Origin of the sequence: uncultured Chloroflexus sp. (genome assembly GCF_938091255.1) — a bacterium.
Classification (GTDB): Bacteria; Chloroflexota; Chloroflexia; order Chloroflexales; family Chloroflexaceae; genus Chloroflexus.
In genome coordinates this window covers 1-25,566 of record NZ_CALLJH010000044.1, presented here as the reverse complement: position 1 = coordinate 25,566, position 25,566 = coordinate 1, and the positions used below count along the sequence as shown (strand labels likewise).

The window sequence follows — 25,566 nt, the reverse complement described above, 5'->3', positions numbered from 1 at the left end:
TCGAGCGAAAAGACAATATCGAGCAAGATGATCTGCACCACCACCGTTTGCATTGTCGTTACTGCCGCTGATCGCTCGGTATGCTCAGCACCTTCTAGCTTCTCGTGAATCTCGGTTGTGGCTTTGTAGATCAGGAACAGACCGCCACTGAACATAATCAGGCTGCGCCCGGTGATATGCCACGACCCCAGCTCGAAGAGCGGCTGGGTAAGACTAGCGATCCAACTGATCGAAAAGAGCAGCAACAGGCGTGTGATCAGCGCGAGACTGAGGCCAATCTGCCGAGTCGGACGCTGCTGCGCTGTAGGCAGCTTACCGGCCAGAATGCTGATGAAGATGATGTTGTCAATCCCTAACACGATCTCCATCACCGTTAATGTCACGAGCGCCAGCAGATTCTCGACTGAGAAGATGGCTTCCATAACCGTCTGTATCCCTTTCTGTCGCCGGGAGCGTCACACACAGCGCTAATGGTAGCACTCGCCAGCAAGCCGGTCAATGGGAAGAGAGGAATTGGTATAATGAGCATGGTTCGCCTGCAACTGATGGTGTTTCTATGACATGGCAACTTGCTCACCGCAGTCCTGATCAGCTCACCGTGCGTTTCATTCCATGGCTGACGTGGAGTTTTGCCGCAGTAGTGATGTATGGCGTCGGCACGATTGCGCAGCCATTCCTTACCGGCGTGCAGAGTATGACCACCGGCGAAGTGGTGGCGATTGCACTGCTCGCTGGTCTGATGCTGTTTACACTTATCACTGGCGGCCAGCTCGGCGTTTGCCGGATCGACCATCGCAGCGGCAAAATTACCGTCACCTCGTATGGCTTGCTGGGCCGCGCCCGCCAAGAACGCCCGCTGGCCGATGTCAAAGGGCTTGAGGTGCGCGTCTTGCGTCGCGCCCAGTATCGCTTGCTGGTGGCGTTGCGTTCAGGCGAACGCTTGCCGCTAGCGCCGTTTTATTTGGTCAGTTTCAACGATCGCGGTATTCGCCGCATCGCCGAAGCCCTCGGCGTCGAACCAGAAATGATTCAAGAGCAGCGCACGTTCCGCTGAGGGCATTACCGTGCTCCCTTCGCATCGTGACATTCATCGAACCCTATGATTCCACTGCAACTTGCCTTACGCAACTTTATGTGCTATCGCGCCGGCGACGACGGCGCGCCGCTCCGGCTTGACCTCGACGGCCTGCACGTACTCTGCTTGTCGGGCGAAAATGGGGCCGGCAAATCAACCTTGCTCGACGCGATCACGTGGGCCTTGTGGGGTGAAGCGCGCAGCACCGACGATGAGTTGATCGCGCAAGGCGAGACCGAAATGATGGTCGAGCTAGTGTTTGCCCTCGATGGCCGGAAATATCGCGTGATTCGCCAACGCCAACGCGGGCGCAGCACCGGCAAAGGCACGAGTTCCGGCAAGACATGGCTCGATGTGCAGAGTTTCGATGGCGCGGCTTGGCGACCGATCGGCGAAAACACCATCCGCGAGACACAAGCCAAAATTAACGACCTGCTGCGTATGTCATACCGCACCTTCATCAACGCCTCGTTCCTCTTACAAGGCCGGGCCGATGAGTTTACCAGCACGACGGCGGCGGAACGCAAAGAGGTGCTGGCCGAGATTCTCGATCTGGCCGAGTATGCCGCGCTCGAACAACGCGCGCGCGAGCGGGTGCGCAGCCTTGAGGCCGAAGCGATTAAGGTGCGCGGCCAGCTTGAGTCGCTCCAACCCATTGCCGCGAAAGTCCCCTTTTGGCAACAGGCGGTCGCCGACGCCGCACAACGGCGGGAGCAGTTGCAAACGACCCGCGCTGCGCTGGAAGCTGCCTACACCGCTGCCTTCACCCGTCTGCGCGAACTTGAGGCACTGGCCCAGCGCCACCGCGAGCTGCAAAGCCGGCTCACCGCGCTGGCCGGCGAGATTCAGCGCCACGAGCGCGATTTGGCCGAACTTGCTCAGCGGATTGCCCACGCTGAACAGGTGATCGCCAAGCGGCCTGTGATCGAGCAGGGGTTGGCTGCATTGGCCGCTGCCCGCGCCGAACTCGACCGGCTGGAAGGGTTACGCACCCTCTTCGATGAGCTGACGGCGCGCAAAAACGAGCTGCGCGAAGCGTGGCGGACCGAACGCGATCGCTTGAAAGAGGAGCTGGGCCGGGCCGAACAGACCCGTGACCGCCTGCGCGCTGAGGTGGCCCGCTTGGCCGAGCTGCGTGAGCAAGAGGAGGGGTTGCAGCAACGGTTGCGCGAACTGGCGCCGTTGCACGCGCAATTGGTGCGCGTGCAGGAGCAACGCACCGAGCTTGAGCAACAACTGAACCAGATCCGCGATCTGACCACGCGCCAAACCATTCTGCGCAATCAGCTCGAGCAACGTACAACGGCGCTCTCCACCGAATTGACCCGCTGCCAGCACGATCAGCGCCGGTTGGCTGAGCAGCTCGCCAAAGCTGCTCAATGGCGGGCCGAACTCGCTGCCGCCCAAGCCGCCCGCACGATGGCCCGCGAGCTGGAAGAGCAGCAACAGGCGCACCGCATCCAAGAGCAAGCCACTGTTGATACGCTCAGCGCCGCCCGCGCTACCGCCGAGCAGGCCCGGCTCGCAATCGCCAAACTGCGCGAACATCAAGCCCTACTCGCCACTGCCGGCGGCGCATGCCCGGTCTGCCGCCACCAACTCGATCCCGCCGAGACCGAGCACGTCATTGCCCATTACCAAACCGAGCTGGCCGAACTGCTCACGCGCCTTACCCAAGCCGAAGCTACGGCTCAAGCTGCTGAGCAAACGCTGGCCAACCTCCGCGCCGCCATTGCCGCCGGCGAGCAAGAGTTAGCCAAGCTACGCCAGCAGGCCGCCGCCGCCGAAGCGCTTGAACGCCAATTGGCGCACGTCGCCGCGTGGGAAGCCGAGCAATACGAACTGTCCCGCCAGATCGCCCTGCTCACCGAACGGCTGGCTGCCGGCGAGATCGAACCGGCCATCCAAGCCGAACTGGCGGCGCTGGAAGAGCAGCTCGCTGCCCTGAGCGATGAAGCAGGCCTGCGCCGCGATCTCGCGATGGCGCACGACGAAATCAGCGCGCTCGAACGCCACTTGCGCGAACAGAGCCGACTCGAAGGCCAGCTTGAGAGTTGCCGGCGCGAGATGGCCCGCTTGCAAAGCGCGCCAGACGCCTTGCCCGCTGCCGAGGCAGCCGTGGCCGAATTAGCGCGCCAGCTCGCCGAGAACGACTTCGCCCACGAGATTCAGACTGCTGGCCGGCAAATAGCCGCCGAGATTGAGGCACTTGGCTACCAGCCAGAGTTGCTCGAAGCGGCGCGAGCGACGGTACGAGCGCTGGCCCATTGGGAACACGAGGAGCGCGAGCTGCTGCTGGCCGAACAACGCTACGCCAGCGATACCAAGCTCCGTGCACAGACTCAATCCCTGCGTGATCACGCCGAGCGCGAACGGTATACGGTGCAGAGCGAAGCCGATGCGCTGGCCAGCCAAGTCACGGCGCTGCCGACAGTGAAAGCCGAAGCAACCCAATTGGCGCAGCAGCTCAACGACACTGATCGCGCCTTGCAAGCCGCTGAGCGCGATCTCGCCGAAAAGCAGGCCTACCTCCGCCAAGCCGAAGCCGCCGCTGCTGAGTTAGAAACCTTGCATGCGCAAGAACAGCACCTGCGCGAACGCACCGCCCTATTTGCCGAGCTTGTTGAAGCCTTTGGCAAGAAGGGCGTACAGGCGATGTTGATCGAAACTGCCATTCCGCAGCTCGAAGACGAAGCCAACCGCCTGCTCACCCGCTTGACCGACGGCCAAATGCACCTGCGCTTCGAGATGCAGCGCGACACCAAGAAAGGCAATACGGTCGAGTCGTTGGAAGTAAAAGTCTCTGATGCGCGCGGCACACGCGATTATAAAGCGTTTAGCGGCGGTGAGGCAATGCGGATCAATTTCGCAATCCGGATTGCCCTATCGCGCCTGCTAGCCCACCGCGCTGGCGCCCGCCTCGAAACGCTGGTGATCGATGAAGGGTTCGGCACGCTCGACGCCGATGGCCGCGAGCGGATGGTTGAAGCGATCTCGGCGATTCAGCACGACTTCGCCCGGATTATCGTTATCACCCACATCGATGATCTCAAAGATCGCTTCCCGGCGGCGCTCGAAATTCGCAAGACGCCGCTCGGCAGCCGGTGGGAATTGCGGGCATGATGAAAGGCGGTTGGCATGCTCTCGCTGGGGAAGAGGGCGCTGTCCTTTCCCTCCCCCAGAGGAGAAGGACTAGGGTGAGGGCTGTCCCCCTGCTCTCTGCTTGTCATTGCGAGCCGAGCGGTCGGGGCCGAGCAACGCCCGCCCCGCCGTGAGGCGAAGCAATCCCCCACGAGCGCGGGATCGGTTTGCGCAGGCATTGCTGGCGCTAACGTAGGAGATTGCTTCGGTCGGGCGGCCCTAGTGTGGCTAGGGGTCGCCACTTCCTCGCAATGACAAAAGAGGCCGATGCGCGCTATCATGGCATGCGGCAGTGATACTGCCGCACCACATATCAGGACGGCGGTAGTGGAACTGCCGCACTCCACATAGCCAGAAAGGATCAGCCGATGGACATCATCCCCACTGTACTCAAGTACATCTTTGTCGCGGCGGTGGCGGTCGAAGGAATTCTGATCGTGCGCGCCATCATCACTCTCGCCAAAGAGAAGGCGCAGGCCGCCGCGCCGGCTGCTAGCGTAGAGGAGTAACGTCGTGACCTTCCGTATACTCCATATCTCAGACATCCATACCGGCCCGCCCTTTAACCCTGCCGCTGCCGAACACCTAATCACCAATGCGCACGCGCTCAAGCCCGATCTGGTGGTGATTTCAGGCGATTTTGTGCAGCGGGCTGACTTTGCGTCGCAGTGGCGCGCGGCCCGCACTCTGCGCGAGCGCCTGCCCCAACCGCAACTGGTGGTACCCGGCAATCACGATGTCCCTCTCTTTCTCTTGCACGAGCGCCTGTTTGCCCCGTTGCGCCGCTATCGCCAGCAGATCTCGCCCGACCTCAATCCCGTTTTTACCGCCCCCGGCATTGCCGTTGTCGGCGCATGCACGGCCCACGGCCTCACAGTTGACGGCGGCAAGCTGTATCCTTCCCAGATCGCTGCGCTGCGCGAGCGATTAGCCCGCTTCGGCCCCGATGTCTACAAAATCGTGGTCTGGCACCATCCGCCCGCGCTACCGCCTACCTACCGGCGCAAGCGCGTTACCATCACCAACGCTGCCGAAGCAATCGGGCTGCTTGATGAGTTCGCAGTTGATGTGCTGCTCTGCGGCCATCTGCATATCAGTTTCACCGGCAACACCCGCGACATCCTGCCTGATTTACGCCACGGTACCTACATCGTGCAGAGCGGTACCACCACCTCGCGGCGTGGCTATGGCGCCGAGCACGGCGCTAATACGTGCAACCTGATTACGATCGAAGCTAACGGCGCGCGGGTGCAACATCTGCGCCTCGATCAAAACAGCGACGGCTTTCGCTCGGTGGCCGAACATTGGTTGCCGCGGCGGGGTGTGGCGGTGCAGTAATGGCTTCAAGCTACGTGTAAGTGCTCGTTGGCTGCCAGCACGTAGGTGCGCTAAAACTGGCTCAACCCGCGCGCAATCGCCAGTGCCTCTTGGGCAAATCGTTGCACGTTAGCGCCAGCATCCAACTCGCCAACCTGATAACAAATCAGCCGCTGGCCATTGCCTTCGATATACCAACCACGATGATGGGCTAACACATTCAGCTTCTGATGGGTGAAAAACTAGCGCACCTGATCCTCATTGCTCCCCTGCAACAGATATGCCTTCGAGAAATCGGGATGGTGCGGAATATTGGTTTAGAGAAAGAGCTGCTTGATCTGATTGCAGATCCCTTCTGGCCGCAGAAAAAACGCCGGCGAGCGCAGGTGTTCCGCCTCGAACAACAGCACCGTTTGGCGATAAAACCGATCCGTAGAGCGGTAGATTTCTGGATCACGCCACTCTACATGAGGCACCGCGGTATATTCGCAGGTTGTTGCCTGCCCGCCATCGACCACAAACGATACCCTCGGCCACGAAACCGCGCCGCGATCGCCAATCCAGCTGAGCGCAAATTGCGACAGATCCGGCGCCACTTCCCGATCACGCAGCACAAAGCCCATGTGCATCACCGCCTGCCGGATCTCCTGCCGCCGCTTCCGATCGCGCTGCTGTGACCACCGCCTCATGCCAATGCCGATCACCACCGCCAGCGCCAAACCTCCCAACGTCCACACCAGTTCGTTGCTGCCCATAACCCCCTCTACTACGCATTGTGGCTCGACTCTCGGTTCGATTGCAGCGCAGCAGCGAGTCAAGCAACGAGTCTGTTTCTTTATTCAGTGTAAAAAATGGTCTATCGTTTACCACTGCACCCCGGCAAACAGATCATCTTCGCGCACATCACCCTCCACCGGCGGGTAGGCGCGCATAAAGGTGTCGGCGCTGCCAAGCAGGCCCAACACCTTGCTGAGTGGGCCACGGGCTAGCGGCCCACCTGCGCCCTGACTCACATGGGCTAGCGCCGCCGCCCGCGCCTGCTCGCGCACGGCGGTGGTGTCAATGCGGGCATGGGTGGGAAACTCGACCTCGGCCAGATTGGTCAGATCGATGTCGCGATTGCGGCCAAAGGCGCGTGGATCGCGGCCAAAAAGCGGCATTAACCGTACCAGCCAGCGCAATAACTGGCGCGAGAAGGTGGTGTAGTAGAGTTTTTGCGGCGCATACGGTGGCCCTGCTTCCGGCCATGCCGCCGGATCGCCGGCGGCATGAAAGGCGGCGACCGTCGCTTCATGGATCGCAATGTGGTCAGGATGGCGGTAGCCGCCGATTGGATCGAAAGTGATCACCACCTGCGGGCGCAAGCGCCGGATGTGACGCACCACCTGCACCACCACCTGTTCACGCGGTTGGTTGATCAACGCCGCCGGATGGCGGTTCGCTTCGGTGCCGGGCATACCCGAATCGCGATAGCCTAGCAGGGTCACGCTGCTCAACCCCAACGCCTCAGCGGCGCGCAGTAACTCGGCGCGGCGCAGCGCCACCACCGACTGGTAACCGTTGAGCAAGGCCGCATCGACGGTGCCCTCTTCGCCGCCAGTTGCGCAAATTAAATGGACTGCCACCCCCGACCACGCATAGCGGGCCAAGGTGCCTCCCGGCCCAAAGCTCTCGTCGTCAGGGTGGGCAAAAACCGCCAGCAGCACCGGGCGCGCGCCGGGCACCGCCGTGGGGCGGAGGATGATGGTTTCTTCGTTTGGTACCATAGTGTGGTGTTTCTCTCTCTATGACACGTCGTTGTTATTGCCTAGGGGCGCACCCCTATTGTCATTGTTGCGGGGGGGCTACGCCTCCGCAGCAATTCCCGCTTTGGCGCAGATGATGCCTCAGCGGGCTTCTTTCGTGCTCGCAGGGGATGATGTCGCCTCGCTCCGCTCGGCTCGCTCTGCCCCCGCTGCTTGCACGACTCCCGCCGCAATCTTGTCATCCTCTATGGTATCATACCGCACAGAACCGTTTATGTTGCCGGTCGCGCGATGGAACCGTGACCGGTTGCTTGCACAGGTGAGATCTATGCTCTCTGACTTGCCAATTGCCGTGATCGGCGCCGGTGCGATGGGTGAAGCCATTATCGGTGGTTTATTGCGCAACGAGTTGGTCGCCGCCGATCAGATTCTCGCTAGCCACCCCCGCGAAGAGCGGCGGCGCGACCTCGCGCACCGCTACCACATTCACACTACCCACGACAATCTCGAAGCGGCCAAGTGGGGCCGGGTGGTGATCTTTGCCGTCAAACCCCAGCAGTTGCGGCGGGTGTTGCCGCCGCTGCGCGGTGCGATCCGCGATGAGGATTTGGTGATTTCGGTGATCGCTGGCGCGACGATCGCCGCCTTCGCCGAGGCGCTCGACCACTTGGCAGTGGTGCGCAGTATGCCGAATACCCCTGCCCAGATTGGCTGCGGCATGACAGTATGGACGGCGGCGCCTGCTGTGACTGAACGCCAGCGCAGTTGGGCGGCGACGGTGCTGGGTGCGTTGGGACGCGAGCTGTACGTCGATAACGAGACCTATCTCGATATGGCGACGGCCATTAACGGCACCGGCCCGGCTTATGTCTTTTTGATGATGGAAGCAATGATCGACGCTGGCGTCCATCTCGGTTTGTCGCGCCGCATTGCCGAAGAGCTGGTGCAACAGACAATGCTCGGCTCGGTGCAGTATGCAATACAGAGCGGGATGCATCCGGCCCAATTGCGCAATGCAGTGACGTCTCCCGGCGGCACCAGCGCCGCTGCACTGAGCGAACTCGAACGCGGCGGCTTGCGCACCGTGCTGGCCGATGCGATCTGGGCCGCGTATCGCCGTTCGGTGGAACTAGGAAGGCAGGGGTAGATGGCGATCAGGTATGCGCGCGCACGGTTGACGACCGAAGACGACCGTCGTTACCAAGCTCACGTCGAGAAGTTTAAGCTGCAACGCAAGAACCAGAAGGCGATCCGTCCGCCACGCCAGCGCGATATCTTTGGCGGGCAGGCCGAAGCGGTGTTACGCGATTGGCTGGCGGGCCAGTTGCCGCTCGACGAGCGGCGCATTCTCGAATACGAAGAGCGTCGCCACCGCACGGCGCAGATCAAGTATCGCGAACTCGACGCTTTGGCGATTACCGATGGCGTGGCGTGGGTGTTTGAGATTAAAGCTAGTCGCACCGCCAGCGCCATTCGCCGTGCCGTCGCCCAACTCAACGAAACGCGCCAGATTCTGCACCTGCTCTTCCACCACGTCGGGGTGACGATTTTGCTGGTGGATACTGGCATTCCCACCGATAGCGCCGCCGCCGACGCGCTGATGGTCAGCGACCGCCCGCCACCTCGCCGACCCGAACCGCTTGAGGAAGTGTTGACGGCGTTGCCGCAAGTGCAGCGGATTGAAGATTTGGCTGCGCGTTCAGCGAGTGACGATCGGGTGAATCTGATGCTGTTTCGCGTTGATGACATCATTGCACTGGCCGGCGCCGAGAATCTGGCGCTCAATTGGGAAGAGGACGATCTCTACGACGAGGCAGATGATGAACCGCCGCCGGAGGCGACCCTGTTTGCCAGCAGCGGCGATGATGAAGACGATGATAACCCGCTCGCTGCCGCGTTGCACAAGGCCGGGTTGAAGTAACGGCGTCGTAGAGCCGGACGACTGTCCGGTGCCACAGAGACGCAGAGGATTCAAACGCAAAGACGCGAAGGACGCAGAGGGTTTGGGGAATGTCGTCCCTACCCCAGCCTTCTCCTGCTGGATGAGGGAGTCTTCCACCTCCCACCAGCGGGGGAGGCCGCGAGGGGGCAATTGCAAGAAAGATACGCAGCCAGCAAACAACATCCAATCTATGCTGATTAACTCCCCACCGAACCTATGAACCAACTCCGCACCACTGCCGCCATCACCCTAGCCCGCGCCGCCGGCACTCTCTCGCGCCGTCTGCGGCTCGGCGGCGGCACCACCCTGCCCGGCCAAGTCGCCCGCTCGCTCGACCCGGCCATCTTGACCACAATCTGCGCCGCGTTGCCCGCCGGCGTCATCCTCGTCGCCGGCACGAATGGCAAGACCACCACCAGCCGCATGCTAGCAGCCATGCTTGAGCAGACCGGCGAACCGCTCTTGCACAATCGCGCCGGCGCCAACCTGCTGCCCGGCTTAACCACGGTTGCGATTGCCGGCGCTGATTGGCGTGGCCGCCCGCGCGCACGCCGCGCCCTGTTCGAGACCGATGAGGCAGCCCTGCCGCAAGCGATTGCCGAGACCCGACCCCGCCTCGTCGTGTTGCTCAATCTGTTCCGCGACCAGCTCGATCGCTACGGCGAGATCGACACCATCGCCAGCCACTGGCGCACAGCCTTGCAAACTCTGCCCACCACAACCACCGTGGTCTTTAATGCCGACGATCCGGCGATGGCCGCGATTGCCCGCAACCTGACCGCTCGCACCCTCGCGTTTGGATTGGAAGATAGCCGTCACGCCGCCGCCGCCGCTACCCACATCGCCGATTCGCAGTTCTGCCACGCCTGCGGCCATCGTTACGAATACCAGCATCTCTTCTACGCCCACATCGGCCACTACGCCTGCCCGCAGTGCGGCCAGCGCCGGCCTGATCCGCAGGTGGCGTTAACAGTGTTGGAACCAAAGGGGTTGGACGGCAGCGAACTGCAAATCGACCACCCTACCGGCAAGTTGAGTGTGCAGCTCCCGCTACCCGGCCTCTACAATGCGCAGAATGCGCTGGCCGCCACTGCTGCTGCCTTGGCGCTCGGCGTTGCACCGGCTGCGATCAGCGCCGCCCTCGCCGCCTTCCGGGCCGCCTTTGGCCGCATCGAGCGGATCAGCGCCGGCCCCGGCGGCCCGCCGATGCTGATTGCGCTGATTAAAAATCCGGTGGGAGCCTCAGAGACGGTGCGCATGCTGACAACAGCGACAACGAAACCGTTGCATGTGCTGATCGCGATTAACGACCGCTTTGCCGATGGCACCGATGTGTCGTGGCTATGGGATGCCGATTTCGAGCCGTTGGCCGGAAAGGTGGCCCGTGTCACGGTTAGCGGCACCCGTGCTGCCGATATGGCGCTGCGCCTTGATTACGCCGGCGTTGCTGCCGAGACTATGACCGTGATCGACGATCTCTCGGCAGCGCTCGATGCGGCGTTAGCGGCATTGCCCACTGGCGAAACCCTCGCCATTCTGCCGACTTACACCGCGATGCTCGACCTGCGAGCCGAGATCACCCGCCGCGGTTGGGCCAAACCGTTCTGGGAATCCTGAAGACCCACTAGAGCCGGACGGCTATCCGGCTCCGCAGAGAACGTTAAGGTTTTTGGAACGTGGCACAAACGAGCTAGCGGCCATCACAACAAAATTTGACTGCCCTTGGCGTTCTTCGCGCCTTGGCGTTTAAGAATCTGCGCGCCTTGGCCCCCGCTACGCCTTGGCGTTGATCACTCGCCCTCGCGCCATTCGCTGATGTTCCACGTAAACGGCGCCGTCGGATTCAGCCGCCAGCCTGCCAACCCCTGCCGGGCCACCAGCGCATCAACCCGTTGGAATAGCGGCAACACCGGCAACTCTTGCGTAAACAGTTGCTGTTGCCGGAGGTACGCACTCTTCTGCTCTTCGGGATCGAGCGAGGTGGTCGCCATATTGATCGCCTCATTCGCCTCGAAGAAACACCAGCCGGCAAAATTATTTCCCGTCCAATTGTTCGCTTCACTCGGCACACCTGCGCAACTCCACAACTCCCAGCCACGTGGGTGCGGCCCAGCGATCCAGCCAAACAAGGCCAATTGGAAGGTGCGCTGGTAGAGCGGGCCATCAGTGCTGTACAATTCGCTCGACGATAATTGCGCCACCTCAACCTGCACGCCCACCTGCTCCAGATCAGCCGCAATTCGTTGCGCGACCGCTTCACGCAACGGTGAATTGGCGCTCGTCACCAACGACAACAAAATCGGCAACCCATCGTACTCGCGCCAACCATCGCCATCGGTATCGATCAGGTTCGCTTCATCGAACAAACGGCGCGCCTCGTCGGGGTTATAGGGGTAGCGGGTAATCTGATCGAGCGGCGGGTAGCCAAGTTGACCCGGCAACACCCAACTCTCCAACACCGTACTCTTGTTACCCAACAACTGCTCGACCAATTGGGGCCGGTTAATCGCATACGCAATCGCTCGCCGTACTCGAATATCCTGTAACAGCGGCACATCAAGATTAAAGTCGAGATGCTCCCAGATCGTATTTGGCGAGGTGCTAAGCTGAATCTCTCCCCGTGCAGCGCTCTGCACAAGCTGCAAGAGCAATTCGGGCACCGGCTGTTCGATAAAGGCCAGATCAATCCCGCCGCCGCGCACCAATTCGACCAATTGCTGCGGATCTTTGCGAAAGGCCACAATAATCCGTTCAAACGGTGCCGCCGGCCCTGCGTAATGCGGATTGCGCACCAACTCGAGCGAACCGCCGTCAAAGGCGCTGACCATATACGGCCCATAGCTGACCGGCTTGCGGATAAATTCACTCTGCATCACCTGCTGCGAATCCATCTCTGCCAACACATGGCGCGGCAACGGCGTCCAAAAACTGGTCAGATAAGACGGATCGGTCACATCAGGCCGGAGCACTACCCGCGTGGTATGCTCATCGATCTGCTCGTAGCGTTCGATCATTGCCAGCCGGGTATTAGCCGCTTGACCAAGATCGATCTGCTGGGCGAGTTCGTAAGCAAACACCGAGTCGGCTGCCGTAACCGGCGTACCATCAGACCAGCGCAACGCAGGATTCCAGTGGAAAGTGACGCTCACCTGCGTCACCTCATCGGTCGTCTCGGTCGGCGTTTCACTGATTTGCCCCAACGCATCGCGGAAGACGGTGACCGTCGCCGTCACCACATCGCCGTTGGCAAAATCAGGCACCCGCGTCAACACGCCGGTCGTTTGCAAAGTGAAATCAACCGGCAACAACGGCGCGGGAAAGAGTAATTCAGTTAATGCGCCGGTGATGCGTTCGTCAGTCGGGGTGCTGTGGTAAGGGAACAGATCGGGTGGCTCATTCACCAACCCGATACGTAACACCTGTTCGCGTACAGTGGTGGGAGTAGTTTGGAGAATGGACATCGCTGCTGGGGCAGTTGGCGTCGGTTCATTAACCCGCACTTCACAGCCAGCAACGAGCACAAATGCAAACAGGGCCGTGAGGAAGAATATGAAACGCTTCATGGCGAGTACTTTACGGTTGATTGATAAGCTAACGTGTAGTAAAAGGCAAGGCCTCAGCGGGTTCCTCCCGCGCTCGCGGGGGATTGCTGCGCCGCCGCAGCCGACTCGCAACGACAAGCGGAGCGTGGTATGGCGTGCGGACATTCCACTGCCGCCGTCCAGCGCCTTCGTGATATGCGGCAGTATAACTGCCGCACTCCACAGATTGGGCGTATCGCACCTGTGCAGTCATTGTTTCGGCGCAAGCTATCCTGCAAAGCTGTTCCGCCTGCCCTCGCGGGGGATTGCTGCGCCTCGCTATGCTCGGCTCGCAATGACAAGCGAACAACGATGGCGCTCCCACCTTTTCATTGCGAGGGGGCGCAGTCCCCGAAGCAATCTCTCGCTTCAACGCGGACCATGCCTCAGCGGGATCCTTCGCACAGGAAGTTGTTTCGCCGCTAAGGGTGAGTTCACAATGACTGGCGGAGCATTGTATAAAGTGTGAACGCTCCACTGCTGCCATCCAGAGCTATGGTGCTATGCGGGAGTATGACTGCCGCACTCCATAGATTGCACCAGCCTGTGATACAAACGAGCGTACCTTTTTACGCGCAATTTCATGGCATTGCTACATCGCGCGCCGCCGGAATGCCAGCCACGGCAGTGGCCATCTGCACAGCCCGTGCGATCGCGGTCGCCAACACATCTGCCGCCACCGCGCCAAGCGTAACCAACGGCGGCGCGTCGTAGACGCCGGTTGCCAGCGCAAACACGGTATCGCCATCGAACGGCGAGTGAGCCGGGCGAATAGCACGAGCCAAGCCATCTTGGGCCATCATCGCCAGCCGGGTCGCGGCAGCCTTATCGAGGCGAGCATCAGTAGCAACCACGGCAATAGTTGTGTTCTGGCCGGCGGCATCGGCAAACGACTGCCGGGCCACGCCACTGCGCAAAAGCGCGCCGGTGCCGATCAGTGACTGGCCGGGACCGCGCGCACCGGCCACCAACCTGCCTTGCCCGTCAACCACGTCACCGAAGGCATTAACGACCACCAAAGCGCCCACCGTCACCCCATTCGCCAGCGTCTCACTCCACGTGCCGACGCCGCCGCGCATCGCGGTGGCCATACCACCCACTTTACCGACCGTTGCGCCGATCCCGGCTCCAACACTACCCTCGGCCACATTGGTCTCGGCAGCCATACAGGCCGCATACCCCATCGTCGCATCGGGCCATACATCGGCCCGACCCACACCCAGATCGAAGATCACCGCCGCCGGCACAATCGGCACCTTGGTCAGGCCCACATCGAAGCCATAGCCACGCTCGTGCAGCCACGACACCACACCAGTGGCAGCAGCCAAGCCAAACGCGCTGCCGCCGGTCAAGACGACCGCATGAACCTGCTGCACCAGATTCACCGGATCGAGCAGATCGGTCTCGCGGGTACCGGGAGCGCCGCCGCGCACATCCACGCCGGCGGTAGCACCATCTGGCGTCAGCACAACCGTCACGCCCGTCAGCGCCTCTGCATCGGCGGCGTGGCCGACGACGACCCCTTGCACATCCGTAATTGCGGGAACTTTCATTGCCGGCTAACCTCTACCGGCGGCGCGATCGGGTACGCATCAGCGCGCACCGTCGGCACACTGCCGGCGTGGGAATGACCACAGTACGGACAAATCCGCCACGTCAGATCGATCACCTTCTGGCACGAGTCGCAGCGCCGGCGCAACTGAGTATGGCAGTGCGGGCACAGGATGAAATCAGGTTCGATGGGACGCTGGCATTCGGGGCAGACGAATTGCTCTTCGAGATCGCGGCGCAGGAACTCTTCTTCCAAGGTGCGTTCGTATTTCTCGGCCAACGTTTGCGGCGGGCGCAAGATCAGATGCAGCGGAATACCGAGGAAGGGCAGCAACAGCACGATACCCACTGCGAGCACCTGCACCGAGATGTCTTCAGTGCGACGGCGAATATCGCGGTAAGCCCACAACACCGACGCTGCCCAGAGCAATACTGCATATGCGCCCAAAAAGATGGCGCCAAGGCGTACCAGCGGCAGAATATTCGCTAAAAATTCCTGTATTACTTCCATACGTTACAACTTGCGCGTCTGTGCGCGCAAGACAAACACTGTCGCCCCGCCCACCTGCACTTCTAACGGCGCCGGCGGGTAAAACTCACCCGACTCGGCGATCGGCGGCATCGGCGAGACGTAGCGCGTGCGCGTCGAACAATGCTCACGAATGATGTTGATCACCGGATTAACCTGCTGATCCTCGACGCTCAACAGCAAGGTCACGTTTCCTTCCCGCAAAAACCCACCTTGGCTACTCAGGCGCGTCACCCGATAGCCATGCTCGGTCAGCGCTTCGACGAGATTCGTCGCATCTTGGGACTGGACGACAGCCAGAATTAGGCGCATGCTCTTCACCCTAACGATGTCAATCCGCGCTTCCTTGCGCGGCAATCGGCATAATCCGAGCCAAGCGCGGCGTCACCGCTTGCCAGATCTGTTCGGCCAACACTTCGACCGGCTGGTCGGCATCGAGCGCATACCATCGCTCTGGCTCTTGGGCCATCAGCTCAGCGAACCCTTGGGCTACCCGCTGATGATAGGCCAGATCGCGCGCATCGAGCCGGTTCCATTCCAACGGCTGGCCGCTGCTAGTTTCCGGCCGCTCACGCCCGGCGCGCTTGCGCTGCAATCCGACTTCTACATCGATCTGCAAATAAAAGGTCAGATCAGGCTTCAGCCCGCCGGTTGCCACTGCTGTAATCGTGCGCAGCTCATCGAGATCGCGGCCAAGGCCGTACCCCTGATAAGCAAACGTCGAGTCGGCATAGCGGTCACAGACCACAATCCCGCCGGTGGCGAGATAGGGCCGGATCAGCTCACTCACCAATTGCGCACGCGCCGCCGAAAACAACAAGGTCTCAGTGGTAGGGGCCATTTCAGTATGGCGCAGATCAATCAAAATCCGGCGGATCAACTCACCGATCCGCGTCCCGCCCGGTTCACGGGTAAGAATCACCGGATAGCCCGCCGCTTGCAGGCGTTCATACAGACGGCGAGCTTGGGTGCTCTTGCCAGCCCCCTCTGTCCCTTCAAATGTAATAAACAGACCTTGATGCATGACAGCGCCACCAGCAATCTCGGTTTATCCTTCGCTAAGGATAGCCGATCTTTGCCAATCTGTCGATGAGCCATCGCATATTGGAACGGCGTTGTCCGCAATGCTGCTACCGATACCACTTACCGGAAGATCTTCACCCGCCGGTTCGGATCGTCGCCGCGGCTCTCTGAGCGCAAATTGTAGCGGTCGGCCATCTGATGCTGCAAGCGACGAATATAACTACTGCGCGGGGCCAATTCTACTGCATTGCGCTCACCGCTGATCACTTGGGTAATCGCCTGCTCAGTCTCTAGTAACGCCTCTTCGATCGTCGAATCGCCACGCAGCGGTTCGGGTTCCTCATCCACCACCTCGCGCAACTGGAAGACCTGCGCCAGTTGCCGTTCCATCTGGGTAATCGTGTTGTTGCGCAACACGTAGACCGGCACGCCCTGCTCTTCGGCTTGCCGCAGTTGTTGCGAGCTTTGCCGGTAGTAGTTCTTGAGCGTCATGACCAAGGTGGCGTCTTTCATATCACGCACAATCACTGCCGGCACCCGCAACCGTTCGATCGCGTTCTGCAACCGGTTCCGGCTGACGCCAAACGGGAAGATGCGCTGCGGCGGCATCGTAGTCGCTGCCGCGGCATTGCCGTTGCGGTCGCGCAAGCGCGGGCCGCTTGCCCCCATCTGCGCCTGATCGCGCCCACCGCGCCCCCGTCGCCCGCCAAACGCCGGCGCATCGATCGGCGTCCGCCGCACCGGTTCGCGCCGCACCGTTCCGTTCGGCTCGCGGAAGCGTTGCTCGCACGGCGGCTCTTCGCCGCGCAAGATCGCATCAACCGCCGCTGCCACATCCGGGTAGACGGTCACGCTATCCCACGATTGAATCTCAACCAGAATGCTAAAGGTCGGCGGCGCTTTTCGTTCCAGCACCGTCTTTTGCGTCCCGCGCCGGCGCGCCTCTTCGTCACCCAACGTCACCGCCTGAATCCCACCCACCAGATCGGAGAGGGTTGGGTTGACCATGAGGTTATCGAGGGTATTGCCATGGGCCGTACCCACCAACTGCACGCCGCGCTCGGCGATGGTGCGCGCTGCCGCCGCTTCCAGCTCGGTGCCGATTTCGTCAATCACAATCACTTCGGGCATGTGATTCTCGACCGCCTCGATCATCACATTATGCTGCTCGGCGGGACGCGGCACCTGCATCCGGCGCGCCCGCCCGATGCCGGGATGGGGAATATCGCCATCACCGGCAATCTCGTTCGAGGTATCAACGATCACCACTCGCTTGCGCAACTCGTCACCCAGCACCCGCGCCGTCTCGCGCAAGAGCGTCGTCTTGCCGGTACCCGGCTTACCCAGTAACAGAATGCTTTGCCCGGTTTCTACCAGATCGCGAATAATATCAACCGTGCCATACACGGCGCGACCCACGCGGCACGTCAACCCAATCACCACGCCGCGACGATTGCGAATGCCGGAAATGCGGTGGAGGGTGCGGGGAATACCAGCGCGGTTGTCCTCGCCAAACTCGCCGATACGCGCGATTACGTAATTGATGTCTTCGGCCGTCACTTCCCGATCGCTCAAGAACAACTCATGACCACGATAGCGCGCTTCCGGCAACCGGCCGAGATCCATCACGATTTCGAGCAGATTATCTTGATCGTTGGCTTTCTGGATCGCCTCCCGGATTGCCGGCGGCAGTGTCGCTAACAAAAGTTGAATATCGTTGGTCGTATCCGTCACAGCCATAACCGCTTAGCGCTCCTCCCGCACTGTTGGGGGCCATGCATACCGGCGCACCGACACCCGCGGCTCGAGTCCCACTTCCAACGAGGGGGCCAGTACCGTGCGGCGGATTGGCACAACGGTATGCTTAACAAGTAAGATTTGCTCACCCACTGGTTGAAAACCCAACCGCATCGCCGGTTCAAACAACTCTTGCTGGTACTCGCGCAAGATTAAATAGACAGGCCGGCTGTCACTGAGCTGGGCCAGACCGAACCGCAACACATCTACCGCCTGCTCGCGCGCATCAGGCCGGATCAGCACTGAAAAGACGTGACCGCTCGGCCCGCTGAGCAAGCGCAAGTAGGCAGCCAGATCATCATCCGGCCCCAGCACCCACGCCTGCCGGCGCACGAGCGAATAGGGCTGGTAGAGCGTCCAATAGCGCGCGTTACGCACTTCCGCCTGTTGCACGAGATGCGGCGCCACGATACCATAGAGCTTGTGGATCGCCCAATGGTCGCGCCGCGATTGCGCCCGCATCGGCGCCAATCGGGTACCTTGATCCCAATCCGGCCCCGAGAGGTGCAAAATCTGGCGATGGGTGTAGGCTTGAAAGCCGACTTGGCGAAAGATTTCGCGCAACTCGTTGTGTTGGCTCGGCAACGCCGCGTAGAGGCGCTGCACCGAATGCTGCGCCGCATCGGCACAGAGCCGGTGCAACAGGTGAAACCAGAGTTCGTAATCGCTAGGAGTCTGCTCGCTGCGCGTGCCGTTGGTCGCCAGATAGATCACATCTTGCTCGGGCCGGCCCAGCCGGCCCATCGCCTGCGCCAACGCAAACCCGCCCCGTTCGGCCAGCACCAGCGTCATCCGTTCGCGATGGTTGCCGGCCAGCATGCTCTGCAACGCAAACCAGAGCGGCCGGTGGCTATACGCCAACAGTCGTTCGGTATAGAGTACCTGTTGGTAGCGAGGTTTCCGCCGAAGCGACCAGAGATCGCTCGGCGTCACGGTTCGTATCATAATTCCAGAAAGAGCCGGTGAACCCGATCATCACCGGTCAACTCAGGATGAAACGTGGTCGCCAGCAAACGACCTTGGCGGGCAGCCACCACGCTGCCGTCCTCTAACCAACCAACCGCCTCGCACCCCTGACCGAGTGCCACGATGCGCGGCGCGCGGATGAAGACGCCGGGGAGCGGCGCTTCACCGATGATCGGCATCGTGATCGGCGCTTCAAAGCTATCGAGCTGGCTGCCGTAGGCATTGCGCTGAATCGTTAGATTCATTGCGCCAATCGCCGGCTGACCGCCCTGCTTTTGGCCAACCACCTCGTTGGCCAGCAAAATGGCGCCAGCGCAGGTGCCCCAAATCGCCAGATCGCGACCAGCCCGCTCGCGGATCGGTTCCAACATCTGGTACATCACCAACAGCCGCCCGATCGTCGTGCTTTCGCCACCGGGAATGATCAATCGTTCGACAAGGGCAAGTTGGTGCGGCAACCGCACCTCGACCGGCTCGACGCCGATCCGGCGCAAGACCGCGCAGTGTTCACGAAAGTCGCCCTGTAGGGCCAACACGCCAACTGTCATACGGTTTTGTACGCGGGCAGGCATAGCCCGCCCGCCTCCTGCTACCACCCACGCCGCGCCATCAACTGCTCGGCGGGAATCTGATCGATGTTGATGCCAACCATAGCCTCGCCAAGGCCCTTGCTCACCTCGGCGATGATCTCTGGATCGTTATAGTGCGTGGTCGCTTCGACAATCGCTCGCGCCCGCTTGACCGGATCGCCGCTCTTGAAGATGCCCGAACCGACAAAGATGCCATCTACCCCTAACTGCATCAGCAGGGCCGCGTCAGCCGGCGTGGCAATACCGCCTGCCGCAAAGTTGACGACCGGCAGCTTGCCTTCGGCGGCCACCTGCTTCACCAGCTCATAGGGCGCCTGAATCTGCTTGGCGTAGGTAAACAGCTCGTCTTCGTTCATCGACTGCAAGCGGCGGATTTCGCTGTACACTGCGCGGGCATGGCGCACCGCCTCGACCACGTTGCCGGTACCGGCTTCGCCCTTGGTGCGTAGCATCGCCGCGCCTTCGGCCACCCGGCGCAGCGCCTCACCTAGATTGCGGCAGCCGCACACAAACGGCACCCGGAATTTGTGCTTGTTAATGTGATGCTCTTCGTCGGCCGGCGTCAGCACTTCGCTCTCGTCAATATAATCGACGCCAATCGCCTCCAACACTTGCGCCTCGACGAAGTGACCGATCCGCGCTTTCGCCATCACCGGAATGGTGACAGCCTGCTTGATCGCCAGAATTAGCTCCGGATCGCTCATACGGGCGACGCCGCCCTGCGCGCGAATGTCAGCCGGCACCCGTTCGAGCGCCATCACCGCCACTGCGCCGGCCTCTTCGGCGATGCGCGCTTGCTCAGGGGTGACCACATCCATAATCACGCCACCCTTCAGCATCTGCGCCAGCCCTACCTTCGTCGTCCACGTCGATTTTTCCATACTGCCTCACTCAAGGTATGAAAGGTATGAATGTATTTCCTGATCTCGTCGAATCATTGTACCACGCTGTGACATGGCGGGCAATGCGTCGCATGGCGGAGACGGCTGCCGCCACCGAGCAGAGGCGCACATCTGTGCGTCTCTCCGCACGCCATTTGGTATGTTCAGAGGCGTTACCAACCGCTCCCGACCACCTTGGCCACCGCGCGCAGTTTCGGCATCAGGTTCATGAAGTTCTCGTGATTGAGCGATTGGCCGCCATCCGATTTGGCCCGATCGGGATCGGGATGCACTTCGATGATCACGCCATCGGCCCCTGATGCGATAGCGGCCAGCGTCAACGGCGGCACCAGATACCATTTGCCGGTACCGTGGCTAGGATCGACGATCACCGGCAGATGCGAGCGTTTCTTGACCACCGCGACCGCGTTGAGGTCGAGCGTGTTGCGCGTCGCCGTCTCGAAGGTGCGGATGCCGCGTTCGCAGAGGATGATGTTGGGATTGCCCTGCGCAATGATGTATTCCGCCGAGAGCAGCCACTCTTCAATTGTGGCCGATAAGCCGCGCTTGAGCAGCACCGGCATGCCGCTCCGTCCGGCCTCTTCCAACAATTGGTAGTTTTGCATGTTGCGCGCGCCAATCTGTAAGACGTCGGCGTATTTCGCCACCAGTTCGACATCAGCCGGCGTCATGACTTCGGTCACGATTGGCAGGCCAGTCTCGGCGCGGGCTTGGGCCAGCAACTGCAAGCCATACTCACCCAAACCGCGGAAGCTGTACGGTGAAGAGCGCGGCTTGAACGCGCCGCCACGCAACATGTTGGCGCCGGCTTCGCGCACCGCCCGCGCCGTCGCCATAATCTGCTCTTCGCTCTCGACCGAGCAGGGGCCGGCGATAATCGCCAGATGGCCGCCACCGACCTTCACATCCCCCACCTGCACGATGGTATCACTCGGTTTGACTTCACGCGACACCAGTTTGTAGGGCTGCGTGATTCGCACCGTCTCTTTCACGCCATCGAAATGCTCTAACTCTTCGCGCAGCGTCGGCGGGATGGCTGCTCCCACCACCGCCACTACCGTCCGCTCCTCGCCAATAGTTAAATGGCCGCGCAAGTTATGCTCGCGCAGCCGGGCCAACACCGCTTCGATTTGGCTCTGGTTCGAGCCAGTCTCCATCACGACAATCATGGAACGATCCTCCTCAGTGGTACAGGAATCTGAAGACGAAACGGGCAGAGGAAGCCCGGCGTCACAACGAGAAGAGCATTCGGTCACATCACCCAACGCCAGCGCGCGATGCGGCATCGCAAGCAGCTCAGTGACATCGGGCACGGTGCCTCGTTGCACCGGTTCGATCGCGTGCCGGCGGCTCATCGCCGATCCTCCGACGGCAGCGGCGTCGCGACGCGGAAGGCGTTCATCGCGGCGGCTCGTTCAGGGCGTAAGCCGCGCGCTTCGCGGATGTAGACGTGGACGATTTCATCGGCGCGTTTGGCGGTATTCCAGTGGATTAAGACGCGAATACAGCGCGGCAGGCTGCCCGGCACGGCCATTTCGTGGCCGCAGAGCAGGGCGGTGTCGATCCACCCAATCGCCCGTGCTGCCACTGCGGGGAATTCGGCATTGAGGTCGGGGGTAGTGGTGAAAATGGCGCTGGCGATGTCTTCCGGTTTGATGTCGTTGGCTTCGATTAACAACGTGAGCAATTCATGGGTCGCTTCCAGAATCGCTTCGCGTGTGTTCTCGGCACAGGTGGTCGCTCCTCGTACTCCGCGACAACGAACGTTCATTGCCTCTCCTCCGCGGCAATAACAGAGGGGGCGCGAGGTTTGTTCGCCTCGCGCCCCCTTGTGCTTGCTCTGTGCTTGCGTGCGTCTTCAGGAAATGCGAAGCGACCAGTCCAATTGTGGGCTGGTAAAGTAAAAAAAGTAGGTGTAAAAGCGCACACTATGCATGAGATCGCTTACCTTACTTTTGTCCCGCTTCGACGAGGGAAATATACCATGGTTGCAGCGGTTCGTCAAGCAGACGCAGAGGGGATTGGTAACCCCCACCTCAGCCCCTCTCCCACTGGTTAGTAGCCCCACCCCTGCTAGGGGCGGGGGGCATGATCCCTTTGCGATCTGTGCGTTCTCCGTTTGAATTGTTAGCGATCTTTGCGGAACCGAACAGCCGTCCGGCGCTACAACACTTTCCGATCACGAGCCAAGCAACTCTTCGGCCTCGATAATCGCCTGCGCAATATCCTTCATCTTGGTACGCTTATCACGAGCGCGCTGGCGGAGCCGCTCATACGCATCGCGCTCGCTCAGGCCAAGGCGCTGCATCAAAATCCCCTTCGCCCGCTCGATCAACTTGCGCGCCTCCAACGCCTCTTGCAATTCAAGATTTTCATTGCGCAGATTTTGCAACTCGCGGTGGCGGGCCAACGCAATCGAAATCGCCGGTGGCAACTCCTGCTCATTGATCGGCTTGACCAAATAGGCCAGCGCACCGGCTGCCTCGGCCCGCCGGACGGTATCCTTATCGGCAAATGCCGTCAACATCACCACCGGAATGCCGGTCTGATCACGGATACGGGCCGTCGCCTCGGTACCGTCCATCTCCGGCATGCGAATATCCATAATCACCAGATCAGGCTTCAGGCGGGTGGCAAGCATCACCGCCTCGGCGCCGGTACGGGCAATGCCAACCACCTCGTAGCCCAGCCCCTTCAACTGCTCTTCGAGAGTGAGCGATACGAGATCATTATCCTCGGCAATCAGGATGCGAATCGCGGCCACGGCTGCCTCCCGCTGCAAGCTTATGCGCCTAATGTGATGAGCTAGATCATACCACAAGATGGGCAAGGGTGTGATACAATTTAGTATGAGATGAAGTGTTTGCGTATGCAACTGACGCCATTGGGGCGACAGCCGCACACACCACCGCCAACATCGGGGTGAGGAGGGCGTGATGCGCTACGACATCACGAATATTGCAATCGAAGACTATCTGCACGATCTCATGCCACCGCGCAACGAGGTATTAGCCAACCTCGAAGCGCGCGCCAAACAGCAGGGTTTGTCGCTGGTCGGGCCGGTGCAGGGACAATTTCTCTATTTACAGGCGCTGATGATGAATGCCCGCAACGCGCTTGAAGTGGGCATCACCACCGGCTATGCTGCCACCTTCATTATGAAGGCGCTCCGCCAGACTGGCGGCAAAATGACGGCAATTGAGCGCAATCCAGAACGGGTCAAGCTCGCTAACGAAGTGATCGAAGCCGCCGGCTACCGCGATCTGATTACGATCCATTTCGGCGATTGGCGCGAGATCCTGCCCTCGCTCAATCAGGAATTCGACCTCATCTTCCTCGACGTCCTGCGTAATTCCTCCGACGACGAACAGGCAATGCAGGCACTTGAGCTGTGCGTTCCACTGCTCAGCCCCGGCGGCGTGCTCATCGCCGATAACGTGCTGTGCAGCGCGCAAGTGCTCGAAGAAGACGCCTCACCGCTCGTGCGCGGCATCCAGCGTTTCAACCGCGCCATCATGGAGCATCCGCAGCTCGAGTCGGTGATCATCCCGCTGCGCGATGGCGTCTCGATCAGCCGCAAAAAGCGTTAAAGAACGGCTGTTTATCAACGAATAGTCCTAGGTGAGGATGTGAGGAGCCGCACAGCCGGGCGGCTCCCTTAAACAACTCATTATCCCATTCATTGTCCTATGCCGCCTTCTGATCGGCGCCATAACCTCGCCGAATGGGCTGCGTTACGCGCATTCGCCCAAATCCTCAACCAAACGCTTGACCTGCGCACGGCGCTGGAAGCGGCGCTTAGCCATATTCTGGCGTTGACCGGCCTAGAGGCCGGCTGGATCTACTTGCACGATGAAGGCGATCAGTTTACACTCGCCGCGCGCCAGCACCTCCCTCCGGCGCTCAATTATCCCGGTTTGGCATGGCAAGGCGAATGCACTTGTCAAGAAACCTGCCGTGAGGGCCACCTGCGTGAACCAACCTTAATGGCATGTTCACGGCTCCGCAGCGCCGTCGGCGACAAGCGCGGCCTATCGCATCACGTCTCGATCGCATTACGCGACAACTCCCGCGTGGTAGGCATCCTCAATCTAGCCACCAGCCAGTGGGTGCGGCTCAAGACGCCCGATCAACACCTCATGGCCGCGATCGGCGATCTGCTCGGCATTGCCATCGCCCGTGCTCACCTCTACGAAGAGTTCAGCGTGCGCCGAGTGCAAGAACGGCGCGCCTTGCTGTCGCTCTCACAAGAACTGTTGGTCAGCGATAGTCTCGAACCGGCTTTGCAACGATTAGTGCGCGTCGGTGCGCGCCTGCTCGATGCCGATGCCTGCGCGTTCGTCGAAGCCGATGAAGAAGGCGGGAGAGCAGTGCTGCGTGCCTGTTATGGCTGGGCCTTGCCTGCCGGCAGTGCATGGCCGCTAACGCTCGACGAAGATCACCCGCACCTGTGGTACTTGCCCGAACGCAGCAACCAACTGCCTGCCGATACGTTGATGCGCCTGCCGCCGCTTTTGCGCCGGCAGAACTTTCAAGGCCACCTCGCCGTTCCGATTGAACTCGGCGGCGCGCAGCTTGGCTTGCTCTTGGTGAACACCATCACCCCCCGCGCATTTCTCGACAGCGAAACCGAGCTGCTCGGTCTGCTCGCTAGCCAACTGGCTCAGATGATCGACCGCGAGCGGCTCAACCAAGAGGCGCTCGCCCGCCAACGGCTCGAACGCGAACTCGATCTGGCCAGTGAGATACAGGCTAGTTTCTTGCCTAACTGTTGTCCCTTTGTGCCCGGCTTGCAGATCGAAGCCTTCTACCGCGCCGCCCGCCAAGTCGGCGGCGATTTCTACGATTTTATCGAATTGCCGCCGGCAACCCCCGCCAGTGCGCCCCGCCTCGGTGTCGTCATCGCCGACGTGACCGACAAAGGCGTGCCGGCAGCTCTGTTTATGGCCCTCTCGCGCACCTTGCTCCGCGCCAGCGCCATTGATGGCCGCCCGCCGGTCGCCGTGCTGCAACGCGCCAACCGGCTCATTCTGGCCGATTCACGGGCCGGCCTGTTCGTGACCTGCTTCTATGCCCAAATCGATCCAGTCACCGGCCAGATCACGTTTGCCAACGGCGGTCACAACTACCCGCTCCTGTACCGCCACGCGACCGGTCAAGTAATACCGCTTGCCGCACAAGGGATCGTACTCGGCATCATCCCCGATCCGCACTTTGCGCCGGGAGACCTCGCGTTCGAACCGGGTGACGTGCTGCTCTTCTACACTGATGGTATCACCGAGGCAATGAACGCGGAACGCGAACTGTTCGGCGACGACCGGCTCGCGGCTGTCCTCCGCGCTACCCATCATCAAACCCCCGCCGAGATCGTGGCCGCCGTGCTCGCCGCCGTCAATGCCTTCGCCGG

The 25,566-nt window shown here is 61.0% G+C and carries 24 protein-coding genes and 1 pseudogene; 9 read left to right on the top strand and 16 right to left on the bottom strand.

Annotated elements, in window-relative coordinates:
- Positions 1-422 (bottom strand): annotated as a pseudogene (locus Q1A00_RS14840) (TerC family protein); the annotation flags it as partial.
- A gap of 134 nt (positions 423-556) precedes the next feature.
- On the opposite strand from Q1A00_RS14840, the gene Q1A00_RS14835 reads away from it, so the two are divergent.
- The 4 genes from Q1A00_RS14835 (at position 557) to Q1A00_RS14820 (ending at position 5,554) form a co-directional block, all read left to right on the top strand.
- Positions 557-1,054, top strand: a complete 498-nt coding sequence (locus Q1A00_RS14835) for a hypothetical protein (RefSeq protein WP_298405923.1) — start codon at positions 557-559, stop codon at positions 1,052-1,054.
- Between the two features lie 45 nt (positions 1,055-1,099).
- Positions 1,100-4,198 carry an SMC family ATPase gene (locus Q1A00_RS14830; protein WP_298405925.1) on the top strand — a complete coding sequence of 1,033 codons (3,099 nt, stop codon included), beginning with the start codon at positions 1,100-1,102 and terminating at the stop codon, positions 4,196-4,198.
- Positions 4,199-4,584: 386 nt separating this feature from the next.
- On the top strand, positions 4,585-4,725 hold the full coding sequence (locus Q1A00_RS14825) for a hypothetical protein (RefSeq protein ID WP_298405927.1): 141 nt from the start codon (positions 4,585-4,587) through the stop codon (positions 4,723-4,725).
- A 4-nt stretch (positions 4,726-4,729) separates the two neighbouring features.
- Positions 4,730-5,554 (top strand): metallophosphoesterase family protein, encoded by an 825-nt coding sequence (locus Q1A00_RS14820; protein WP_298405928.1) that lies wholly within the window; start codon positions 4,730-4,732, stop codon positions 5,552-5,554.
- 50 nt (positions 5,555-5,604) lie between these two features.
- Here the strand turns inward: Q1A00_RS14820 and Q1A00_RS14815 are convergent, their stop codons facing one another.
- The 3 genes from Q1A00_RS14815 to Q1A00_RS14805 all read right to left on the bottom strand — a co-directional run bounded on the left by Q1A00_RS14815 (position 5,605) and on the right by Q1A00_RS14805 (position 7,299).
- A complete protein-coding gene (locus Q1A00_RS14815; RefSeq protein WP_298405930.1) occupies positions 5,605-5,751 on the bottom strand; it encodes a hypothetical protein in 147 nt (48 codons plus the stop codon).
- 99 nt (positions 5,752-5,850) lie between these two features.
- Positions 5,851-6,288 (bottom strand): hypothetical protein, encoded by a 438-nt coding sequence (locus tag Q1A00_RS14810; protein ID WP_299757540.1) that lies wholly within the window; start codon positions 6,286-6,288, stop codon positions 5,851-5,853.
- Positions 6,289-6,396: 108 nt separating this feature from the next.
- On the bottom strand, positions 6,397-7,299 hold the full coding sequence (locus tag Q1A00_RS14805) for a PIG-L deacetylase family protein (protein ID WP_298405933.1): 903 nt from the start codon (positions 7,297-7,299) through the stop codon (positions 6,397-6,399).
- Between the two features lie 307 nt (positions 7,300-7,606).
- Between Q1A00_RS14805 and proC the strand changes: the two genes are divergently transcribed.
- The 3 genes from proC to Q1A00_RS14790 all read left to right on the top strand — a co-directional run bounded on the left by proC (position 7,607) and on the right by Q1A00_RS14790 (position 10,837).
- Entirely contained in the window at positions 7,607-8,425 is an 819-nt protein-coding gene (proC, locus tag Q1A00_RS14800) for a pyrroline-5-carboxylate reductase (RefSeq protein ID WP_298405934.1), read from the top strand.
- A complete protein-coding gene (locus Q1A00_RS14795; protein ID WP_298482848.1) occupies positions 8,426-9,199 on the top strand; it encodes a hypothetical protein in 774 nt (257 codons plus the stop codon).
- 237 nt (positions 9,200-9,436) lie between these two features.
- A complete protein-coding gene (locus tag Q1A00_RS14790) occupies positions 9,437-10,837 on the top strand; it encodes a MurT ligase domain-containing protein (protein WP_298405936.1) in 1,401 nt (466 codons plus the stop codon).
- A gap of 173 nt (positions 10,838-11,010) precedes the next feature.
- Here the strand turns inward: Q1A00_RS14790 and Q1A00_RS14785 are convergent, their stop codons facing one another.
- The 12 genes from Q1A00_RS14785 to Q1A00_RS14730 all read right to left on the bottom strand — a co-directional run bounded on the left by Q1A00_RS14785 (position 11,011) and on the right by Q1A00_RS14730 (position 22,923).
- Entirely contained in the window at positions 11,011-12,783 is a 1,773-nt protein-coding gene (locus Q1A00_RS14785) for a peptide ABC transporter substrate-binding protein (protein ID WP_298405938.1), read from the bottom strand.
- A 599-nt stretch (positions 12,784-13,382) separates the two neighbouring features.
- Complete coding sequence (locus tag Q1A00_RS14780) at positions 13,383-14,354, bottom strand: P1 family peptidase (RefSeq protein ID WP_298405940.1); 972 nt, start codon at positions 14,352-14,354, stop codon at positions 13,383-13,385.
- The gene (locus Q1A00_RS14775; protein WP_298405941.1) at positions 14,351-14,863 is read right to left on the bottom strand and encodes a zinc ribbon domain-containing protein; all 513 of its coding nucleotides are present in this window, start codon (positions 14,861-14,863) and stop codon (positions 14,351-14,353) included. The genes Q1A00_RS14780 and Q1A00_RS14775 overlap by 4 nt, the downstream gene beginning before the upstream one ends.
- A gap of 3 nt (positions 14,864-14,866) precedes the next feature.
- Positions 14,867-15,193, bottom strand: coding sequence for a cyclic-di-AMP receptor (locus tag Q1A00_RS14770; RefSeq protein WP_015941657.1), 327 nt, complete (start codon positions 15,191-15,193; stop codon positions 14,867-14,869).
- A gap of 19 nt (positions 15,194-15,212) precedes the next feature.
- Positions 15,213-15,905 carry a dTMP kinase gene (gene tmk / locus Q1A00_RS14765; RefSeq protein ID WP_298405943.1) on the bottom strand — a complete coding sequence of 231 codons (693 nt, stop codon included), beginning with the start codon at positions 15,903-15,905 and terminating at the stop codon, positions 15,213-15,215.
- A gap of 119 nt (positions 15,906-16,024) precedes the next feature.
- Positions 16,025-17,644 carry a R3H domain-containing nucleic acid-binding protein gene (locus Q1A00_RS14760; protein ID WP_298405945.1) on the bottom strand — a complete coding sequence of 540 codons (1,620 nt, stop codon included), beginning with the start codon at positions 17,642-17,644 and terminating at the stop codon, positions 16,025-16,027.
- Positions 17,645-17,650: 6 nt separating this feature from the next.
- Positions 17,651-18,646, bottom strand: coding sequence for a hypothetical protein (locus Q1A00_RS14755; RefSeq protein ID WP_298405946.1), 996 nt, complete (start codon positions 18,644-18,646; stop codon positions 17,651-17,653).
- Entirely contained in the window at positions 18,643-19,215 is a 573-nt protein-coding gene (gene pdxT, locus Q1A00_RS14750) for a pyridoxal 5'-phosphate synthase glutaminase subunit PdxT (protein ID WP_298405962.1), read from the bottom strand. Before pdxT ends, Q1A00_RS14755 begins: the two co-directional genes overlap by 4 nt.
- Before the next feature lie 41 nt (positions 19,216-19,256).
- Positions 19,257-20,138 (bottom strand): pyridoxal 5'-phosphate synthase lyase subunit PdxS, encoded by an 882-nt coding sequence (gene pdxS / locus Q1A00_RS14745; protein ID WP_066790144.1) that lies wholly within the window; start codon positions 20,136-20,138, stop codon positions 19,257-19,259.
- A 173-nt stretch (positions 20,139-20,311) separates the two neighbouring features.
- Positions 20,312-21,328: a 3-deoxy-7-phosphoheptulonate synthase gene (gene aroF, locus Q1A00_RS14740; protein WP_366144836.1), complete on the bottom strand. Its 1,017-nt coding sequence runs from the start codon at positions 21,326-21,328 to the stop codon at positions 20,312-20,314.
- Positions 21,329-21,510: 182 nt separating this feature from the next.
- The gene (aroH, locus tag Q1A00_RS14735; RefSeq protein WP_298405951.1) at positions 21,511-21,930 is read right to left on the bottom strand and encodes a chorismate mutase; all 420 of its coding nucleotides are present in this window, start codon (positions 21,928-21,930) and stop codon (positions 21,511-21,513) included.
- A gap of 408 nt (positions 21,931-22,338) precedes the next feature.
- Positions 22,339-22,923 (bottom strand): response regulator, encoded by a 585-nt coding sequence (locus tag Q1A00_RS14730; RefSeq protein ID WP_298405953.1) that lies wholly within the window; start codon positions 22,921-22,923, stop codon positions 22,339-22,341.
- Positions 22,924-23,095: 172 nt separating this feature from the next.
- On the opposite strand from Q1A00_RS14730, the gene Q1A00_RS14725 reads away from it, so the two are divergent.
- Both Q1A00_RS14725 and Q1A00_RS14720 read left to right on the top strand, forming a co-directional pair.
- Positions 23,096-23,749 carry an O-methyltransferase gene (locus Q1A00_RS14725; protein ID WP_298405954.1) on the top strand — a complete coding sequence of 218 codons (654 nt, stop codon included), beginning with the start codon at positions 23,096-23,098 and terminating at the stop codon, positions 23,747-23,749.
- Positions 23,750-23,848: 99 nt separating this feature from the next.
- The coding region (locus Q1A00_RS14720; RefSeq protein ID WP_299757528.1) for a GAF domain-containing SpoIIE family protein phosphatase at positions 23,849-25,566 on the top strand (1,718 nt) is incomplete at its 3' end.